This window comes from Flavobacterium sp. GNP002 (assembly GCF_054343795.1).
Genome location: NZ_JBTGUW010000001.1, coordinates 94,636 through 113,669, shown reverse-complemented (window position 1 = coordinate 113,669; position 19,034 = coordinate 94,636). Strand labels below are relative to the sequence as shown.

16 protein-coding genes and 1 pseudogene are annotated in these 19,034 nt (G+C 34.0%); all 17 read right to left on the bottom strand.

The genetic code is table 11. The features are described from left to right. Positions 1-27 precede the first annotated feature (27 nt). The 17 genes and pseudogenes from ACXX80_RS00525 to ACXX80_RS00445 all read right to left on the bottom strand — a co-directional run bounded on the left by ACXX80_RS00525 (position 28) and on the right by ACXX80_RS00445 (position 18,884). Complete coding sequence (locus tag ACXX80_RS00525) at positions 28-1,923, bottom strand: SPFH domain-containing protein (RefSeq protein WP_458551547.1); 1,896 nt, start codon at positions 1,921-1,923, stop codon at positions 28-30. Positions 1,924-2,143: 220 nt separating this feature from the next. Beyond that, positions 2,144-4,747, bottom strand: a complete 2,604-nt coding sequence (locus ACXX80_RS00520) for a cation-translocating P-type ATPase (protein WP_458551546.1) — start codon at positions 4,745-4,747, stop codon at positions 2,144-2,146. 50 nt (positions 4,748-4,797) lie between these two features. Beyond that, positions 4,798-5,091 carry a chaperone modulator CbpM gene (locus tag ACXX80_RS00515; protein WP_458551545.1) on the bottom strand — a complete coding sequence of 98 codons (294 nt, stop codon included), beginning with the start codon at positions 5,089-5,091 and terminating at the stop codon, positions 4,798-4,800. Further along, positions 5,088-5,978, bottom strand: coding sequence for a DnaJ C-terminal domain-containing protein (locus ACXX80_RS00510; protein WP_417982015.1), 891 nt, complete (start codon positions 5,976-5,978; stop codon positions 5,088-5,090). The genes ACXX80_RS00515 and ACXX80_RS00510 overlap by 4 nt, the downstream gene beginning before the upstream one ends. A gap of 54 nt (positions 5,979-6,032) precedes the next feature. Next, positions 6,033-6,605, bottom strand: a complete 573-nt coding sequence (locus ACXX80_RS00505) for a YceI family protein (RefSeq protein ID WP_458551543.1) — start codon at positions 6,603-6,605, stop codon at positions 6,033-6,035. A 795-nt stretch (positions 6,606-7,400) separates the two neighbouring features. Then, positions 7,401-8,555 (bottom strand): phospholipase D-like domain-containing protein, encoded by a 1,155-nt coding sequence (locus tag ACXX80_RS00500; RefSeq protein ID WP_458551542.1) that lies wholly within the window; start codon positions 8,553-8,555, stop codon positions 7,401-7,403. Beyond that, positions 8,542-9,645, bottom strand: coding sequence for a site-2 protease family protein (locus tag ACXX80_RS00495; RefSeq protein ID WP_458551541.1), 1,104 nt, complete (start codon positions 9,643-9,645; stop codon positions 8,542-8,544). The genes ACXX80_RS00500 and ACXX80_RS00495 overlap by 14 nt, the downstream gene beginning before the upstream one ends. Before the next feature lie 100 nt (positions 9,646-9,745). Next, positions 9,746-10,150: an NAD(P)-dependent oxidoreductase gene (locus ACXX80_RS00490; RefSeq protein ID WP_458551540.1), complete on the bottom strand. Its 405-nt coding sequence runs from the start codon at positions 10,148-10,150 to the stop codon at positions 9,746-9,748. A gap of 121 nt (positions 10,151-10,271) precedes the next feature. Continuing rightward, positions 10,272-10,541 (bottom strand): zinc ribbon domain-containing protein, encoded by a 270-nt coding sequence (locus ACXX80_RS00485; protein WP_458551538.1) that lies wholly within the window; start codon positions 10,539-10,541, stop codon positions 10,272-10,274. Positions 10,542-11,018: 477 nt separating this feature from the next. Next, positions 11,019-11,186 (bottom strand): hypothetical protein, encoded by a 168-nt coding sequence (locus ACXX80_RS00480; RefSeq protein ID WP_458551536.1) that lies wholly within the window; start codon positions 11,184-11,186, stop codon positions 11,019-11,021. Between the two features lie 6 nt (positions 11,187-11,192). Beyond that, a pseudogene (locus ACXX80_RS00475) lies at positions 11,193-11,615 on the bottom strand (putative PEP-binding protein). A gap of 1 nt (position 11,616) precedes the next feature. Then, positions 11,617-12,411 carry a PEP/pyruvate-binding domain-containing protein gene (locus tag ACXX80_RS00470; RefSeq protein ID WP_458551535.1) on the bottom strand — a complete coding sequence of 265 codons (795 nt, stop codon included), beginning with the start codon at positions 12,409-12,411 and terminating at the stop codon, positions 11,617-11,619. Between the two features lie 813 nt (positions 12,412-13,224). Next, complete coding sequence (locus tag ACXX80_RS00465) at positions 13,225-13,671, bottom strand: endo-arabinase (protein WP_458551533.1); 447 nt, start codon at positions 13,669-13,671, stop codon at positions 13,225-13,227. Between the two features lie 414 nt (positions 13,672-14,085). Then, a complete protein-coding gene (locus ACXX80_RS00460) occupies positions 14,086-14,274 on the bottom strand; it encodes a hypothetical protein (RefSeq protein ID WP_458551532.1) in 189 nt (62 codons plus the stop codon). Between the two features lie 115 nt (positions 14,275-14,389). Then, positions 14,390-14,971 (bottom strand): LOG family protein, encoded by a 582-nt coding sequence (locus tag ACXX80_RS00455; RefSeq protein WP_458551531.1) that lies wholly within the window; start codon positions 14,969-14,971, stop codon positions 14,390-14,392. Positions 14,972-15,469: 498 nt separating this feature from the next. Continuing rightward, on the bottom strand, positions 15,470-15,856 hold the full coding sequence (locus tag ACXX80_RS00450; protein ID WP_458551530.1) for a response regulator: 387 nt from the start codon (positions 15,854-15,856) through the stop codon (positions 15,470-15,472). Then, positions 15,849-18,884 carry a PAS domain S-box protein gene (locus ACXX80_RS00445; protein ID WP_458551528.1) on the bottom strand — a complete coding sequence of 1,012 codons (3,036 nt, stop codon included), beginning with the start codon at positions 18,882-18,884 and terminating at the stop codon, positions 15,849-15,851. The genes ACXX80_RS00450 and ACXX80_RS00445 overlap by 8 nt, the downstream gene beginning before the upstream one ends. Positions 18,885-19,034 lie beyond the last annotated feature (150 nt).

The following is a 19,034-nucleotide window of genomic DNA, read 5'->3' as shown; positions in this document are numbered from 1 at the left end:
TTTTATAAAAAACTATTGTACTAGACTTTATTCCTTCTCGTTTTTTGTATCCATCATTTCCATCAGTTTCATTCCAAGAAGGCCGCTGATAGGTCCATCAGAGCCATTATTTCCTGAAATTAAAACATCAGGAATTACTTTGATTTTTCCTTTACCAATCTCTTCGGTTATTTTGTATTTCGTAAAGTTATCACCACCCATTGCTGAGACTTGCAATTGATATGCTTCGGCAGTTGATTTACCAATAGCCATAATTTTTTCAGCTTCGGCAAGACCTGTTTTAGAAATTCTTTCGGCTTCGGCACTAGCAGTTAGTTTTGTCGCCTCTGCTTGTGCTCCAGCTCTTGCTTTAGTTGCTTCCGCTTCTGCATTAGCACGCATTTTTGTTGCTTCTGCCTCAGCATTTACATTTAATTTTAAACTGGTTGCATCTCCTTCTGCCTTTTTTACTGTTGCATCAGCAGTACGCTGCGCAATTTCAACACTTTGTGACGCTTTTACGATTTCTTTTTGCATATCGGCAATAGCGGTTTCTTTTTCCATTCCCTGACGTTGCTCCTGAGCCATTCTTTGGGTCTGATAGGTTTTTTGCTCTTCTTCGGCAATCTTCCTGTCAGTAAGTGTTTTCATTAAGGATTCCGGTGGTACAATATCACCAATTAATGTATCAACTGCATTTACATTGTATTCATCAAGAACCACTTTGATATGATTTTTAGCAGATTCTTGACGTTCTTTTCTTGTTGATAAAAAGGATATTACATCACTTTCCTGAGCAGAGTTTCTAAAATAATTCCCAATTGTTGGTTCCAAAACCTGTGAAACAAGATTGTTCATACTTCCAAAACGGGCAATTACTTTTGGAGCTTCATTCGCGGGAACATGAATAATTTGGGACACATCCAGATTAAAAGGGAAACCATCTTTTGAACGAACTGTAATTGTGGATAAATTTTGGTCTAAATTATGGGATTCACTGCGTGCATCTGCCCAGTTCAACACTAGATTTGTTGTAGGAACAGGTTCTAATTTAGTAGTGTATTTATTTAAGGCATATTTTCCGGGACCCAGCGGCTCCATCCATACACCACGTTGCCCTTTTGAAACAATATTTCCATGTTTGAAAGTATCACCTGTTACATCCTGTCCATCTTCGCCAATATAAGAAATCACAACACCAACATAACCAATAGGTACATCTGTCATAGGGGTTTGCTCAATTTGTATCGCCCAAGTATTAATATAATAGGATCCGGCAAGCATAACCTGTGGCTGCAATCCACGATTTCCACCATTTTTTAGAAATTGATCAAAATCTTGAAAGTTATTGTGATTTTCAACAAATTTACCTGCAATTTGACCAATAGGAATTGGCTCACCATCCATAGCGGTTACTATTCCGACCATATTCTCTGAAATCACAATTTGAGGGGACATTACCACTTCAAATAAAAAGGTATTAATCCTGTAAGATCCAGTAGTTATAAAGGCCGATTGACGTCCTTTTTGCCCGCCATTATTCAGAAATAGGGTAGCATCCTGAAAATTGTCTGAGTTCACTTTTTGTGCTAAAATTCTACCAGTTGGTATTTCTGCACCGTCTTTACTCAAAAGCAAACCAATATTACCCTCAGGGATAATGGTAAAAGGAGCCATTTCAACAGAAAATTGCCAAGGCCACATAGCCCAGTATAATCCTGGAGCAAGTGTTTTTGCCTGAAAACCAGCTTCCCCTTTGGTAGCAATAATTCTACCGTCCGGTAAGGATTTTTCGGATCCAAAAAGGACAAATTTTTTGGTTACTAAACCAATTTTATCTTCAGGAACGATTACCATTCCGAAGAAAACACGTAAAACGAATTTGTAAAGAATCACGCACAAAACCAATACTAGTACCCACCAATAATCTGTAATTGTTGTCATATTATATAAATTAGGATTGTAAAATTAATGCAATTTTTTCTGTTAATATTAAAAATTGAGATAATTAACGTTTGAATAATCTTACTAAATTTATATAAAAAAACATGATTTTTAAGATTGTAAATAGGCGATTTAAGACCTAATTAATTTTGAATCAATCAAAAGTTAGTGTTTTGTATATTAACACTTTTAGCGGTGTTTTTGTTGCTCATAAATTATTCTAAAACAGAACATGGAAGTTAGTAACGCGTCTGTTTTTAATCCATTTTTCTATTTCACCAGACCAAAATACAATGCTTGATGCAGCTAAGGTTATTCCCAATTCGTATAAAGATAGAGGTTGGGTTTTAAAAATTTCATTAAAGAAAGGTGTGTAAATAACCATAAATTGAAGAATAATAGTTATCAATAGTGCACCTACCATAGGTCTGTTAGAAAAAAATCCAATTTTGAATATAGATTCACGCCCGGAACGAATGACCATAACATGTCCTAATTGACTAAAACAAAGTACCGTAAAAGCCATCGTTTGCCAATGAGAATTGGTGTTGTATATAGCGTATGCCTGCACTCCTATGGTTACGCAGCCCATCAAAAACCCAACCCATAAGATGTGTAAAGCCATACCGTTTGAAAAAATATTTTTCTTTGGATTTCTGGGTGGTCGTTTCATGATATTTGCTTCAGATGGCTCTGAGGCTAGTGCTAATCCAGGTAAACCATCCGTTACCAGATTAATCCAGAGAATGTGAATCGCCAATAACGGAATAGGTAAACCGAAGAATGGCGCTAAAAAAATAGCCCATATTTCGCCTGAATTTCCCGTCATAATGTATTTGATGAATTTTAAGATGTTATCAAATATTTTCCTGCCGTGTTTAACGGCAATTACGATGGTGGCAAAGTTATCATCGAGTAAAATCATGTGCGAGGCTTCTTTTGATACCTCGGTTCCATTGATTCCCATAGCAATGCCTATGTCCGCATTTTTTAAGGCAGGAGCATCATTCACACCATCGCCGGTCATCGCCACAAAATGGTTTTTGGATTGTAAAGCTTTAATGATTCTTAGCTTTTGTTCTGGATTTACGCGGGCATATACTTTTACCTTTTCGACAATTTTTATAAATTCACTCTGTGTTAATACGGATAGTTCTGAACCCGTTAAAACAAGGTCGTCGTCTGTGACAATAATGCCAAGTTTTTCGGCAATTGCTTTGGCAGTTAGTTTGTGGTCACCCGTAATCATAACGGGAATAATACCGGCCTCTTTGCACTCAGAAACCGCTTGTTTTGCTTCTTCTCGTGGTGGGTCAATCATGCCTACAAACCCAATAAGCGTTAATTCATTTTCTATCAAATTGGCATCTAAAGTATCCGGTAAGGACGAAAGTGTTTTAATGGCGTACCCTAAAACCCGATATCCTTTTTCAGCCATTTCGTTGACTTTACGTTCAAATTCAGGAATGAGTGATTTTTGATTGGCATTCAGTTTGTGAAACAATACATCAACAGCTCCTTTCGTAATCACCATAATTTCACCATTAGCATTTTGGGTTTGATGAATTGTAGTCATGCATTTTCTTTTAGAATCGAAGGGCAATTCTCCTATTCTGGGCAACTTTAATTCTAAATCTGGGCGATTCAAATTTTTATCGAATGCATATTGTACCAAGGCAAGTTCTGTAGAATCTCCCAGCCATTTCCCATTTTCTTCTTTTGTAACATCATTATTTAAAGCGATAGTGTGTAACAGTAAATTTTCTTCCTTAAAAACAGTATCATACTTTGTATCCGATGTTTCAAAAATTTCCTGTACCGTCATTTTATTCAACGTAAGAGTTCCCGTTTTATCAGAACAGATGTAAGTCACGGAACCCAGAGTCTCTACTGCCGGTAATTTTCGAATGAGCGCATTGCTTTTTGCTAATTTTTTGGCACCAAAAGCAAGTGCAATCGTTACTAATGCAGGTAAAGCTTCAGGAATTGCAGCAACAGCAAGCGAAATAGAAGTAATCAACATCATCAAAACTGATTCTCCACGCAACCATCCGATACAGAAAATTACAGCGCAGATAATAAGTATAATCACTGATAATCGTTTGCCAAAAGCAGCTAACCTTTTTTGTAAAGGCGTAGCGGTTTCATCGGTTTGGATCATTTTTGCGATGTGTCCAAGTTGAGTATGCATTCCAGTTGTTACAACATAAGCTAGTGCGCGTCCGTTAGTAACAAATGTTCCCTTATAACCCATATTGGTTTGGTCACCTAGTGCATAATTACCTTCGGGAAGTTCCTCAGGATTTTTTTCTACATTGTTTGATTCGCCTGTAAGTGCTGATTCATCTACTTTTATCTGATGGGTTTCAAAAAAACGGACATCAGCAGGAATAACATTTCCCGCTTCTAATACAATTACATCACCGGGGACAATATCCGATGCCGGAAGGTCGATTGTTTTTCCTTCACGTAAAATACGGGCATGGTTTGCTGCCATATTCTTTAGTGCTTCCATTGCTTTCTCAGCCCGATATTCTTGGATAAATCCCACCACAGCATTAATAATAATGATAGCAAGAATAATTATTGTATCCGTAAGATCACCTATTATTCCTGATATGATTGCTGCAGCAATAAGGATGAGAATCATGAAGTCAGATAATTGAGAAAGAACCATCTGTAGAATTGTCTTTTTCTTTTTATCCTCAATTTGGTTTTTACCATGTTCGCACAAGCGTTCCGAAGCAGTTATATCATCAATACCGGATGGAGTTGTGTTTAGCAACTGTGTTATTTCTGATAGCGGAAGTAAATGCCAGTTCATATTTTTTACTTTTTTATATTCAGTAAAAAGAATATTGTGATTATCAAATCTCAACTTTCATACAAACGCAATCTGTTTTTAGTGGAAATCAGCTCATTTTGCAAGGCATCAATTTTTTGCAATAAATTAAATACGACATCAATTCCTTCTGTATTAATATCTAATTCCTGATGGATGCGTATCATTTTCTCAATTTCATAGATTGCGTCCGGATGGATATATTGCGTTTCTTCGATTGTTTTTACTTCAAGTAAACCCATTTCACTGAGATTGTTAAAAAAGGATATTTCTACTTTATAATGGGTACATAATACAGGTATAGCGATAAGGTTTTCTATGTTCATGACGTTTTTAACTTAGCGAGTTCCGTAAATAATTCTTTTTCTTTCTCAGTAATATTTGTGGGTATTTGCACTTGATAGGTAATGTATAAATCTCCAAATTCCCCTTCCTTTTTATAGACAGGAAACCCTTTTCCTTTCAGTTTTACTTTTGTTCCGTTTTGGGTTCCGGGTTTTACGGTTAGCTTTACTTTTCCGTCAAAAGTATCTGCGGTGATATCGCCACCCAATATGGCAGTATATAAATCTAATGTAACGGTGGAGTAGAGGTTGTGTTTATCTAGCTTAAAGTTGGTGTGGTTTTCAATGGTGAAAGTGATGTACAAATCTCCTTTAGGTCCACCGCCAGCGCCTTCACCACCAAGTCCGGTAATTTTTATTTGTTGGCCATTTTCAACTCCGGCAGGAATGGTAATCCGAATATTTTTGCCATTAATTGTCAAGGTACGTTTGTGGGTAGTGTATACGTCTTTTAGGTCCAGATGCAGTTCAGCATTAAAATCCTGTCCTTTGAACTGCGCACTTCTGCGACCTCCACCTTCTGATGTACGACCTCCAAACATAGATTCAAAAAAATCTGAAAAATCTGCCCCGCCGCCAAAACCACCTTGTTGGCCATTGCCTTGGTATTGTCGTTGCTGTTTTGATTTTTCAAATTCTTCCGCATGTTGCCAGTTTTCGCCGTAGTCATCATATTTTTTACGATTCTCTGTATGGCTCAATACTTCATTGGCCTCATTGATTTCCTTAAATTTTCTTTCAGCTTCTTTATCGTTGGGATTTAAGTCGGGATGGTATTTTCGGGCCAGTTTTCTATAGGCCTTTTTAATCTCGGCTTCGGTTGCTTTTTTGTCCACCTCAAGAATCTTGTAATAGTCTATAAATGCCATCTGGATTTTTTTTATTTAATTTTCGGGCTTTAATAATACTTTAATCGAAGGTATTTACTGTTTAATGAACTCACAATCTGCTTTAATTTTTACTTCGTCGCTAATCATTTCCGAAGGGAATTTAGAACCTATATTAAAATCAGAGCGCTTTAAAATTCCGCTAAACTGAAACCCAGCAGTAATTGCTTTTGATTGTTCATTCACTATAGTTCCTCTATACCACATAGTAATTATTGCCCGTTTTGTTATTCCATGCAATGTGAGCGTGCCTATAAGTTTGTATTTATCCTTTCCAATTTTTTTTATGGAGATGCTTTTAAAAGTCATTTTTGGATATTTTTCCACATCAAAGAAATCAGCACTTCGCAAATGATTATCACGCATTTCTACTTCGGTGTCAATAGATGCTACATCAGTCGAAAGTTCAAGCACAGCATCACTGAAATCTGTTTTGTTAGTGGTTGTGGTTATCTCAAATTTTTTGAATAATCCGGCTATATCTGAAATGCCGTGATGTACGGTGCTAAAAGTAAGTTTAGAATGCATTGGATCTGCTTTCCATGTTGTTTGTGCCAGCAGAAAAGTAGAGAAAAATAATGTTGCGATAATTGTACTTATTTTTTTCATGGGGTATTACTTTTTAATTATTTGAGAGGTTATAAAGACGTTTGGAGGTTGTAATCTCGCTTTTATCAATTTTTGTAGGTGTAAAAGAGACAGTACAAATGATTGTACTTGTTAGAAATTTTTGTCTATCAAATTTAATTAATTTTAAGGTATTAAAATAGTAATAAATTGCTTTATTTCAATATGTTATGTTTCAGAAGTAAAAAACGACTTGTGTTGTTACTATCCGGTACATCATTAGAAAATAAAACTTCAGCATAATCCAGACAGCGTTGAATATTTGGTAACGAATGGCTGGTTATTTTGATTTTGCATAAAAAGAATATTATATTGTGCAAAATCCAATGCGTCGAAATCGTAATTAGATTAGAGACTATTTTCCCCTTATTCCTATTAAAATACCGGTTTAAATTTGGTCTTTATAAAGAATTTTTAAGCTAGTGCTTAAAGGGCTTTCAATCACAATATCGTGATTGAAGGCTTCTATGTAAACCAAGTTAAACATTTATTTTTTGAGAAATGAAGTAAAAAATAATTGATATTAATGGTGAATAAGCACTATTTTAATTTTTTTAATTTGAGAATGTACGTTCCAAATCTTTTTGAATCTAATCCTCTTTTTTTCGTTTTTAATCTGGGTGGTTTTATTATTAACGGCTGTAAAATATTAATTATCAATATTTTAAATAAAAAAAACAATACATTAATTTGATTGAAAATTATTTGTCAATAGTACAAAAAAATATAATTTTTTTGTTTTGGAATAGAAACTGTAATTATTCTTAGCAAAAAAAATCAATTATTGAACCGCTTGTAGGGAGTGTAGGTGACAATTATTTCTATTATTCTGGTTATGCAATACGAAAGAAAGTTAATGGATTTCGTCAATAAATTGTTCTTGATTTTTAGGGAATTAGATGTTATGCTTTGGCATTGAGCAATAATTTTGATGAGGTGCGCTTCAAACATTTTAGAAAATAAAGCAGAATTTATTTCGACATTCATTTCAAGGCTTCCGTACGAACTTAAATTATTCAAATTAAAAGATCCTATTGTAGTCCAATTACCGTCTATTACCGCGACTTTTCCGTGTAAGATAGATTGGTCCCATTCGTATAATTCAATATTATATTTAAGTAGTTTGCCATAGAGAAAACAGGTAGCACGCCTTGTCAGGGGCAGGTCTGATTTTCCCGAAAGAATTAATTTAATTTTCACCTTATTTTTAGATGCTTTTTTCAAGGCTCTAATGATTCGAATCCCAGGTAGAAAATAGCTTCCCACAATGATTATTTCTGTTTTTGCATTTCGTATGGATTTTATATACCCATCACAAATCTCATTTTCACCTTTTAACCAGTCATTTTGAAGGATGCGAACCATTCCATCTTCCTCAAATGGAAAGGAAGATTTTATTTTTTTGTTTTGGAAGTTTCTTTTTTTAAAATAGATATTGGTGCATAATTTTTGAAGTGGTTCGGCAATTTCTCCTTTTAATTGAACTGCATAGTCCAACCAAGGAGCTTCTGTAGGGGAACCACAATATTTATCAGCTATATTTATGCCGCCAATTAGTACAACTTTTGCATCAGCAACAATAACTTTTCGGTGTAGTCTTCTACCAAGATAAAAGGTATAAGTAGAAAATAAAGGAGCAAAAAAACGAATGTTTATACCACTTTGTCTCATTTCTTTTATTGTTTCGGAGGGAAATGATAAAGACCCCAAACCATCCAAAAGAACATAAACCTGAACATTACGGGAAGCCGCTTCTTTTAATGCCTTAATAATTCTATTTCCAGTTGCATCGTTCTCAAAGAGATACATTTGCATGTGAATTTCAATCTGTGAATTACAAATAATAGCCTCTAATCGAGAAAAATAATCTTCGCCACTGTAAACAAGTTCCAGATTTTTTGAAGCTATAAGGCTATTTTTATTTTCTATCATGGGCTTTATTTATTTTTACTTCGTTAATCAAAAGAAATTCCATAAGATTTTCAATATCTAAAATACCAACAACTTTATTATTTTCCATAACGAGTATTAATCTTGATTTATTGAGTTGAATGAGCCCAAAGACTTTTTCTAAAAGAGAATCACTGTCAAGATAAACTAAATTTCGATCCATGACATTGTAAATAAATTCATCATCTCCTTTTTTAGAAAGCGCCATAATAATCTGATCCCGATTCAGTGTTCCAACAGGAATACCTTCTTCAATAATCAAAAAATTCTTATTTTGACTGTCTAATACTAATTCAACGGCTGTTTTTACAGTATCATTTACATCAATCGTAGGATATTGCTTCATTACTACATCATGGACTTTAAAGCCTTTCAAGATGAATTTAGATTCCGTATAATCAGCCTCAACCTGAGCTCCAATAATTACAAAAATACCTATAAAAACTAAAACTGGAGAAGTGAAAAAGCCAAAAATAATGAATCCTACTGCTAACAGTTGCCCTATCCGTGCCGAAATTCTTGTGGCAATATGTCTTTTTAACTTGAACGATAAGAGCGCACGTAAAATCCGGCCGCCATCCATAGGAAAAGCTGGAATTAAATTAAAAAGTGCCAACCAGAAATTGACTAAAAAGAAATTGAGGAAGAAATTATTGGCGTTTACTCCATTAGACAACTCCGCCATTAATTGTTCTGAAGTATCGGGAATGGTAATAAAGATTCCAGTGATAAAGGCCAACGTAATATTTACCAAAGGCCCTGCAAAAGCCACTATTAATTCTTCCGATGGTTTTTCTGGTAATCGTTCCAGTCGGGCTAATCCGCCAATGGGTAAAAGAATGATGTCTTTGGTTTTTATGTTGTAATTTTTTGCCGCTAAAGCATGGCCGAGTTCGTGTAATAAAACAGTAATGAATATACATAAGATAAACACCACTGACCATATTATTTTAGTGGCATTTTGTCCTGATTTGTAGTTCATGAAAATGATAAACAGAATAAGTAAACTGAATGTCCAGTGTATGAATATTCCAATACCTGATACTTTTCCGAGTTTAAAGGATCCTTTCATCTTTTGATTTTTTAATGTTATTAACCGTAGTATGATTAGAAAAACAGACAAGCAATACAAAAGCTATTCGTTTATAAATGAATTCAAAACCGGTATTAGTTCACCTCATTTCCCGAAATAAAATTACAGGCCAAGCATTCAAATTTGCAATTGTTGTGTGTGCAATTCCCTCTAATGCCTCGTTTGTCAAAAAAGCTTGATGGCCGGTAATCATTACATTATCATGGGAACGAAGTTTTAAAAACGAGTTGTCATCTATTGGAGAATCAGTATGATCTTGAAAAAATAATGGTTTCTCTTTTTCGTAAACATCTAAGCATGCTGCACCATTGGTTTTATTTTCGATAGCTTCTAATAAATCTTTGGTATTTACGATTCCTCCACGAGCAGTATTAATAAAAATCACTCCTTTTTTCATTAATGCGAAAATGCTTTTATTAAACAGATGGTTTGTTGTTTCATCGAGCAGATAATGCACAGATATAACATCAGTAGCGGCTAACATCTTCGCCCATCAAAAAGACGCGTTCATCATTTTGAAATGCTTCGCGAAAACCTTGATTTAATGCTTCTCGATAAGTGATGGATAATGTCACGTTGTTATTTTTCATGGGATGAATCAACAATTATTGTTTTTGTTTGTTTTTCCAACGTTTTAAGGCAGGCAAAATATTAACGGCCTTTTGAATCATATAACTGGGAAGATTTCTTTTTTCCATATAGGTTTGTACAACATTTTTCATGTCATCGAGGTTCATTTCCGGATTTTTAAAATCACTGTTAATATAACAATACTTGCAATAGTCATTGCTTTTAATACCATTATTTTCGGTTCCTTTTAGTTTGTCTGTATGAAGTGGCATACCGCAACTTTGACAAAACAGTATGTCTTCCATACTGTTTACTTTTAAAGAGTTTAGTGTAAAGTTTTTCATAGTGTTTTTTGATTTTAATATTAATAATTTAAATTTTGGTGTTAATAAATTTTGTCAATTGCTCTAAAGATTCCCTTGCTCCTTATTCTGCAAAATCTAATGCTTTCTGAATTTTTATTTTTATTTTGTTTTCAAAACCAGTAATCTCATTTTCTGTAATCCATTGCTGTAGCAAAATCGATAGAATGCTGGTCAGGATAGCTTTATGTTTTTTCGAAAATGGATTCTAAATACTAATCTTGAAAGAATTGCCAAGCGGAACAAGATTATACTCAATATTTTCTCCATTCCTTTCGGAAATTCAGGAGGTGTCGCGACTTCAATATTTTGAAGCAAAATGGGAGAACTTAAGATCCCTTTCCTTTTGTCGGACCATTTTAGATTTATTTCGTAAGTATACATCTTATGCGTTTTTAAGTGACATTTAAACTCAAAAAATTATTGTGCGACAAATCCGCCGTATACTGCCATTGCATGTCCGGCTACAGAAGCACAGTTTACAATAGCCCCTTTTTGGACGAAAGCCAAGGCGGTTGATTTGCCAATTCCAGACGAACCACCGGTCACGATGGCTACTTTATTTTTGAATGGTGCTTCGATAATCAAATCGCTTTACATTAGAATTTCTCTTTTTGTTTTCTTTTCTGCTTCCAAAATATTTTCAATCCCTTTTATCAAAGCGTCGGGATTAAACAAGATGCTGTCAATACCTTCGTTTACTAAGAATTTAGCAAATTGTGGGATATCGCTCGGTGCTTGTCCGCACAATCCCACTTTTATTTCAAAACGTTTGTCGACCCGAATCGTTTCTTTAATTAAAGATTTGACAGCAGGATTTTCTTCGCTGAACAAATAACTTGCCAGTGCAGAATCGCAGTCTAAACCTAATGTGAGTGGCGTTAAATCATTAGAACCATTTTAAAACCCGTCAAAGAGTTTTACAAATTCATCGGCCATTAATACATTGCTTGGGATCTCAATCATGACATATACTTGTAATCCGTTTATGCCTTGTACTAATCCGTTTTTAGACATTTCAGTAAGCACATTTTCCTCCGATGAGGTTAGCATATTCGTTACTTTTAAAATCACTCATTCGAACAATTACTTCTTTTGGATAAAAAGCAGCGGCAACAATTGCTTCAGCTTCGGCCAGTTTATCAATGAAATAATTTTTAGGATTTTCATAGCCTTTCGTTAATGTCGCTATTTCGGCGATAATCTTTTCATCTATTATTTTTTCAGGTTCGCACAAAGCCAGCGGATGAATTTTAATAGTATTCGAAATGGTAAAACCCATGTCATGGCGGTATTTGATGGCTCGATCTGTAAATAACGAAACAAAACAGCGGTGAACGGCATCCAATAATTGTGTTGCACCGTTGATATTCAAAAATGATTGCATTTGATCGGCAAAACTCGCAGTAGGTAAATCCTCAGATTTAGCGCTACTTCGCACGACTATATCTAAAGTATTGAGGTTGCATTGTTCACTAAGCGATTTGTAGGCAGTGTTAATTTCATCCCGAATTTCGTCTGGAATAGTAGCTGATAAAATAAGGTTTCTGGCTTTTTCTCCAATAGCAGAAAGATTCGAATACTCTTTAGTGTCTAATGAAAACAACAAATCTTGAAGCGGTTGCTCCAGATTATTCGTTTTCCTGAAAAGACGGTATGATTCAGCTGTAACTGCAAATCCATTAGGAATACTAATCCCTATTGGATTAAGCTGATTGTACATTTCATCCAAAGAGACATTTTTACCACCTACTTTACTAATGGCATCAATACCAATTTGGTCAAAAAACAGTATGTATTTGTACTTCCCCATTTCGTATGTTTTTTAAGTATAAACATACCATTATTGGTATGCTAGATTTGAAACAATAGAAAATTACTGGGGCTGATTTTTTAATTAATAGGATAGTAAATTTTGTAATTCTGGAGTAGGTTTGAAATTTACTTATCAAGTTTAAAAGAAGAGGTAGTAGGTGTTCCTGCCTGTTTAAACCAATACTGTAAATTTAAACAAATAATTATTTTATTGGTACAAAAAAAATACTTTTTTTAGATATTTTTATTTTAAGTATTTAACAGGCAGGTATTTGTATTTTTATATTAAGGTTGTGTTATTTGTGTTATTGCCTTTTGTAGCAGCAAAAACGGTGATGCTTTTGTTTCATTTAGATATGAAAATAATTACCGTTTCTAGTGGAAATACCTACCACTCTGGAAGTATAAAACCCTGATATGTTAAGTTGAAATGCTTTCTGATTAAGATTAAAAAAACAATACGTTAGTGCATTTCATCTAGTCTTTTCAATACAAAAGAGGACATTGATATACTGATTAAGGCCTTGAAAAGTTGCTTAGAAAAAAATTTAACAAACTAAAGTACTGGTTTAGGATATTGAAAGTTATTTTATAAAGTAATATAGAATACTTAGTGTTTTTCGATTTCAAATACTGTTTTATAGTATGTAAATAATTCTTTTTTGTTTTCTTAAAAGTTGAAGTAGAATTAAAATGGAAATAATAGCTGTAACCGATCAAAAAAAAACCATCAAAATTACTTTTGATGGTTTTAGTTGATTTATTGGATAAAGAGAATTTTTTAAACATAATAAAGTTGAAGATTCAAAAATTATTTTGGATTATAAATGTGGATGGATTGCCCCACTAATTTCCATAGTCCTTCAATTTTTTCTAATAATCGAATTTCATAGGAGAAAGTTTTTTTACCATCCTTAGCAGTTGATTCTTCGTCATGGCTCACCCACGCACTATTCCCATTAATACTCATTTTATAATTTGTATTTACAGAAAAACCGCCATTTCCCATAGCACTAGGATTTGTGTTAATCATTGCAGTTGGAGGAATATCAAGTGTAACTCCCTCAGGAGTGGAAATTAATATTCGGCTATACGGTTGAATGTGCCAGCATTCTGAATGTCCTTTACTATCAGCAGCTCTCCATGTTGCGGACTCTTTTTCCAGTAATTTTTTTATAACTACAGCTTCATCGCTATTCTGGCTGTAGCTTACCATGTTTATTATTAGGATAAGAAAAAAAGATACTGTCCACTTCATGTTGTTTGTATTTTTTAGTTTGGAATAATCGTCTTGCTCGTTTTAATGCTAATTAGAGTAAATGTATTATTTTATAACATAAAAACAAACTAGTGCTCAGTTATTTGCAGTTTAGTGCAGTTGTTTAATTGCGGTTTTAAACTTTTCAATTTGTCTTCTGTGACGTTGAATATGAACTATGGCATGTTCCATTAATTGTTCTATATCATAAAGTTGTCCCCATGAAGTCCTAATTTTCTTTGAAGAATCACATTCTTCAAGCACATCATCCTCAATTGTTGTAAATGTTTCCTGTGTGAATTTGAGAACGTTATTTAAATCATTTATATAGTCAACAATAGAATTCCGATTTGCTTTTTCGGGACGGATGCTATTTCTATATTTAAAATTCTGAATGTAAACACAATAGGAATATCATGAACTTACCACATGTGAAAGTATCGTTTGAATGGATTTGCAATCAGGATTTTTGGTTTCTTGATCTACTATAAATATTAAGTCTTCCTGGGAAACATCTTGAATTACATGCTGCAATTCTATGATTGCTTTTTCATATTCTGCTAATAATGCGATAACCGCGTTTTGACTGTTTTTATCGTTCATCTGTAGACTTAATTTGAATTCGGCGCATTATATCAGAAATATTAAATAGAGACCTAAAATAGGAACCAGCAGCTTTTTTATAAAAGCGAAACAATTGAACTTGTTTGTCTCTCTATTATTCGTTCCCCTTTATAATCCATTTTCCAACTTCCGGTGCTACATAATTTTCCATTTTTTCAAGCAAATCGGTAGCATTGTCACTCACTAGGATCATTTGCTGATTGATTTGTTTTAGAAAACCTTTATCGACCATATTTGCAACAAATTGTAGTAACAAATCATAAAAACCATCGATATTCAAAATCCCAATTGGTTTTTTATGAAGTCCAAGTTGCGCCCAAGTTAGCATTTCGAATAATTCTTCCAGAGTTCCAAAACCGCCAGGCAAAGCAATTATGCCATCGCTAAGTTCATTCATTTTGGTTTTTCTCTCATGCATACTTTCTACAATGAATAATTCTGTCAATCTATCGTGTGCGATTTCCTTCTTCATCAGAAAACTTGGTAAGACACCAAATACTTTTCCGTTGTGATTTAAAACACCATCTGCAACACTTCCCATAAGACCTACGTTTGCACCACCATAAACGAGTTCGTAATTATTTTCGGCCATTAGTTGTCCAAGTTTGAAAGCTTGAATTTCATAATTTTTTTCGTTTCCAAAGCTGGATCCACAGAAGACAGTAATTCTTTTCATGTATAAAATGTTTCTTATTTATATGCTCAATGTTATCGGCAGCGGATGCATAATTGTACTCACGATTATGTTATATCAGCGCGGTCGGGTTTTGAAATGTAAAGCATTTTACATAGTGTGTGATATAAACCGCTTTTATCATTTTAACAATATAAGCATCCATAAGTATTGGTTTAAATTTTATTATTAACCGTGTTTATGGTATTTAAATTTTTGTTTGGGTCAAATATTTATTGGGATAAAAACCACTACATAAATCTACTTAAAAAGAATAGAAAAATGGTTATTTTTTTAATATGTATTTTATTTTTAGTTTTTTGGAAGTGTATTTTTGTTGTGCTAGAGAGAGTTTTATGTGACTAAAAATTTATTTTTAGCGCTAAAAAAAACATATTTATAAAGTTACAGTAAACGGAAAGATGGAACTTCAAATGTAACAAGAACTAAAATCAAAGTTTTATATATTTTAGCTCTTGTTGAATAGAAATAATTTACACTTTATTCCATAAGCTTTTTTAACTCAGCCATGGTGATAGGTTTTTTTAGATAATTGCTAACGGCATCGTAAGTTTTGGCTTTTTCGATATCCTCTGGATCAACAGAACTGGTCATTATGTAAATCGTGATTGGATTTACATTTGGAATTTTTATAAACTCATCTAGAAATTGCCATCCATCCCAAATTGGCATATTCAAATCCAAAAGAATTAAATCGGGTAGCTTCTCATCAGCAGTAATAATTGCTTTCAGTTTGTCAAAAGCTTCTTTACCATTCCGAAAAATCATGAAGCTTTCGCAAAAATTCGCAATTTCCATTATTCTTTTTGTTCCAAAAACAAAAATAGGGTCGTCATCAATAATACAGGCAATGTCAATTTTAGGCATGTTTAAAATATAATTTAAAAGTTGTTCCTTTATCTAAGTCACTCGTGACTTTTATTTTTCCACTAATGGCTTCAATTTGGTTTTTAGTAATAAATAGTCCTATACCACGGGCATCTGAATTGCCATGAAAAGTCTTATACATTCCAAAGAGTTTGCCACTATTCTTTTTTAGGTCGATTCCAATCCCATTATCCTCGATATTCAAAATTACAAAATCATTTTCTATTTCGGTATATAATTTTATAAACGCAGACCGTTTATCGGATTTATATTTCACAGCATTCGAAAGGAAATTGAGTAAAATACTATGAACATAAGCTGAAATACCTACTATTTCCAGATTTGGATCTGCTTCGTTGTAAATGGTTACGTTTGAAATTTTCGCAAGAGCACTAATACTATTAATGGATGTTTTTAAAGCTTTTTGTAGATTGATAGTTATTAGGTTTTCACTTATAGTAGTGTTCATTAACACTACTTCGTTAAGATGTCCAATCGTTTCTTTTAAATTTTTTGAAGCAGTATCTAATAATTGTATAAATTCGTTTTCTAAGAATGTTGGGTTTTCATATAACAACAAATCGAACATCATGGCTATATTTCCGGAATGCGATCTAAGATTATGTGAAACAATATGTGCGAAATTTTTTAGCCGCTCATTTTGATCTTTGGTTACATGGAGCAGAGATTGTATCTCATTTTCGGCTTTTTTAATAATGCTGATATCTACCGCAATTCCTAAGTAACCTACTATAATATCTCTGTTTTTTACAGCAGTTACGGTTAGTTGCACCGGGAATTGACTTCCATCTTTTTTTACATAGGTCCATTCGCGTGTTTCAAATTCACCTTTATCTGCTGCGTGGGTAAAAACATTAAAACCTTCTATTTTGCAGTTATTTTTAGAACTTAGCTCTATTCCTCTGGCTATAATCTCTTCTTTCAGATGAATGGATTCCGGTGTTTTTAAAAAAGTAATTTCCTCTTTTTTGTATCCCAATAGATTTTCTGCACCAACATTGAAAGTGGTAATAATTCCATTGACATCAGTCTCAATAATTGAAACCTGAGTGCTGGCATCAAAAATACCCTGAATCTGAGCTAATGCTTGTTCCAGCTCTTTTTCTGCTCTTTTTTGGGCGGTTATATCTATTATCTGTGAAATAAAATATAGAGGTTTGTTGTCTTCATCTCTTACAAGTGAAGCGGCCAAAATTATAGAAACAGTACTGCGATTTTTACAGATGTATCTTTTTTCCATATGGTAGAAACTTCTTTTTCCATCAATAAGTTCCTTGAGCAAGGTGAGGTCCGTATCTAAGTCGTCCGGATGGGTGATATCCTGAAAAGTAAGGAGCATCAATTCCTCTTCATTATATCCCACTATCTCACATAAACTTTTATTTACTTTGAGCCATTGTCCAGACTCATTTAGTAAAGCCATTCCTATAGCAGCACTTTCAAAGTTTCCTCTAAAAGCTTCTTCGCTGATACGTAGTTGTTCTTCGGTTTTTTTTCTGGCAGTAATATCATCGGTGTACATTATTAATCCTCCTACTATCCCACTATCAGTATACCAGGGTTTAACCTCCCATGTTAACCATTGGATTGTTCCATCGCTGCGAACAAACTTATCTTCGTCTCTTTTTTTCGTTATTCCACTTAGGCATTCACGATGAATTTGCTTCCATTCTTCTCCAATTTCCGTGAATATTTCATAATGTGATTTGCCTATTATGGTTTTGTCATGTAATCCGTAATCATCTCTCCATTTTTCCGAAGAAGCTAAGTAGCATATGTTCGTATCAAACATAGCTATCGCCGTAGGGGTTTGTTCGATAAAAAGCTTGTTTCGTTCAAAGGTTTTCTTGTATTCAGAGATGTCTGAATGAGTGCCGTACATCATTAACGGTAAACCTTCTTCAGTCCAACTAATAACTTTTCCACGGTCTAAAACCCATATCCATTCGCCATTTTTATGTTTCATTCTACATTCACAGTTGTAGAATTCTGATTTTTTTCCAAAGCAGGCGTTAAGTTTTTCACCGGAAGTAATCAAATCATCAGGATGAGCCAGATCTATCCAGGTTTGAATGCTTATGGGTTCCAGTTCTTCGAGCGTGTATCCTATAATTTCTGCCCAACGTCTATTAAAATGGGCTTCTCCTGTTTGTATATTCCATTCCCAAGTACCGGAATTTGTGCCTTCGAGCACACTTTGCAGTTTTTCTTTTTCCTGAATCAAAGCTAATTTGGCTTCTTTTTCAGTATGAATGTCTTGAAATGTGCCATAAATTCTGGTGCATATACCATTAGAAAACTCTGTTTGACCAATAGCTCTTATCCAACGCGTATTGTTTTCTGCAGTTACTATTTGCAACATATGGTCAAATGGGACACCTTCAGTTGTCGCTAAACTAACCGAAGCGATGATCTGTTCTCTGCTCTCCCCTTTTTTATAAAAATTTATTGCAGTATCTAAATTGGGTTCGTAATCGGCGCTAACTTCGTGAATTTCTTTGGTTACGGGACTCCAATGTAAGGTCTGTGCAATCAAGTCAATCTCCCAATATCCGATGCGTGCGGCTGAATTACAATTTAATAATAATTCTTCTTGCTTTTTTAAATTTGTTATATCGGTATGGGCGCCCAGCATTCTAACTGCTTTCCCGTCTTGATCCCGTATTGCTTTGCCACTACATTTTATCCAAACCGTAGTGCCATTTTTATGTTTATAACGAACTATTTGCTCATATAAATGATTGGGGTTTTCGCAATGTTTGATAAAATTTTCGGTTGCTTTTTTTAAATCTTCCGCATGAATAATGTCCTGCCAAGAGGCGGACTTATGAGGCATTTCTAGAGGATCATAGCCCAGTGTTGTCCAAAATTTCGGATTCATCCATTCTTCCTCAGGTTTTTCTAAATCCCAATACCAAAGTCCATCTAATGCGGATTCCTGAATGAAATCAAAAATAGAATTGTCTATTTTGATAAGTTCGTATAATTCTTTTTTGAGGTAGCTCATCCGTTTTGAACAAAAAGTTATCGAATCAAAAATAGATTTATTTTTTCCTATTCACAAATTTTTTACTTTTGAAAAGCACAAAAAAAGATAGAATTGTCGTACAAATGAAAAATGTTTAAGAAAAATTGTTTCTCTTTAAATAGTTATTGC

Coding starts and splice junctions, on each gene's coding strand:
- ACXX80_RS00525 (WP_458551547.1), bottom strand. CDS start 1,923: ATGACAACAATTACAGATTATTGGTGGGTACTAGTATTGGTTTTGTGC.
- ACXX80_RS00520 (WP_458551546.1), bottom strand. CDS start 4,747: ATGAACTGGCATTTACTTCCGCTATCAGAAATAACACAGTTGCTAAAC.
- ACXX80_RS00515 (WP_458551545.1), bottom strand. CDS start 5,091: ATGAACATAGAAAACCTTATCGCTATACCTGTATTATGTACCCATTAT.
- ACXX80_RS00510 (WP_417982015.1), bottom strand. CDS start 5,978: ATGGCATTTATAGACTATTACAAGATTCTTGAGGTGGACAAAAAAGCA.
- ACXX80_RS00505 (WP_458551543.1), bottom strand. CDS start 6,605: ATGAAAAAAATAAGTACAATTATCGCAACATTATTTTTCTCTACTTTT.
- ACXX80_RS00500 (WP_458551542.1), bottom strand. CDS start 8,555: ATGATAGAAAATAAAAATAGCCTTATAGCTTCAAAAAATCTGGAACTT.
- ACXX80_RS00495 (WP_458551541.1), bottom strand. CDS start 9,645: ATGAAAGGATCCTTTAAACTCGGAAAAGTATCAGGTATTGGAATATTC.
- ACXX80_RS00490 (WP_458551540.1), bottom strand. CDS start 10,150: ATGTTAGCCGCTACTGATGTTATATCTGTGCATTATCTGCTCGATGAA.
- ACXX80_RS00485 (WP_458551538.1), bottom strand. CDS start 10,541: ATGGAAGACATACTGTTTTGTCAAAGTTGCGGTATGCCACTTCATACA.
- ACXX80_RS00470 (WP_458551535.1), bottom strand. CDS start 12,411: ATGGGGAAGTACAAATACATACTGTTTTTTGACCAAATTGGTATTGAT.
- ACXX80_RS00465 (WP_458551533.1), bottom strand. CDS start 13,671: ATGAAGTGGACAGTATCTTTTTTTCTTATCCTAATAATAAACATGGTA.
- ACXX80_RS00460 (WP_458551532.1), bottom strand. CDS start 14,274: ATGAACGATAAAAACAGTCAAAACGCGGTTATCGCATTATTAGCAGAA.
- ACXX80_RS00455 (WP_458551531.1), bottom strand. CDS start 14,971: ATGAAAAGAATTACTGTCTTCTGTGGATCCAGCTTTGGAAACGAAAAA.
- ACXX80_RS00450 (WP_458551530.1), bottom strand. CDS start 15,856: ATGCCTAAAATTGACATTGCCTGTATTATTGATGACGACCCTATTTTT.
- ACXX80_RS00445 (WP_458551528.1), bottom strand. CDS start 18,884: ATGAGCTACCTCAAAAAAGAATTATACGAACTTATCAAAATAGACAAT.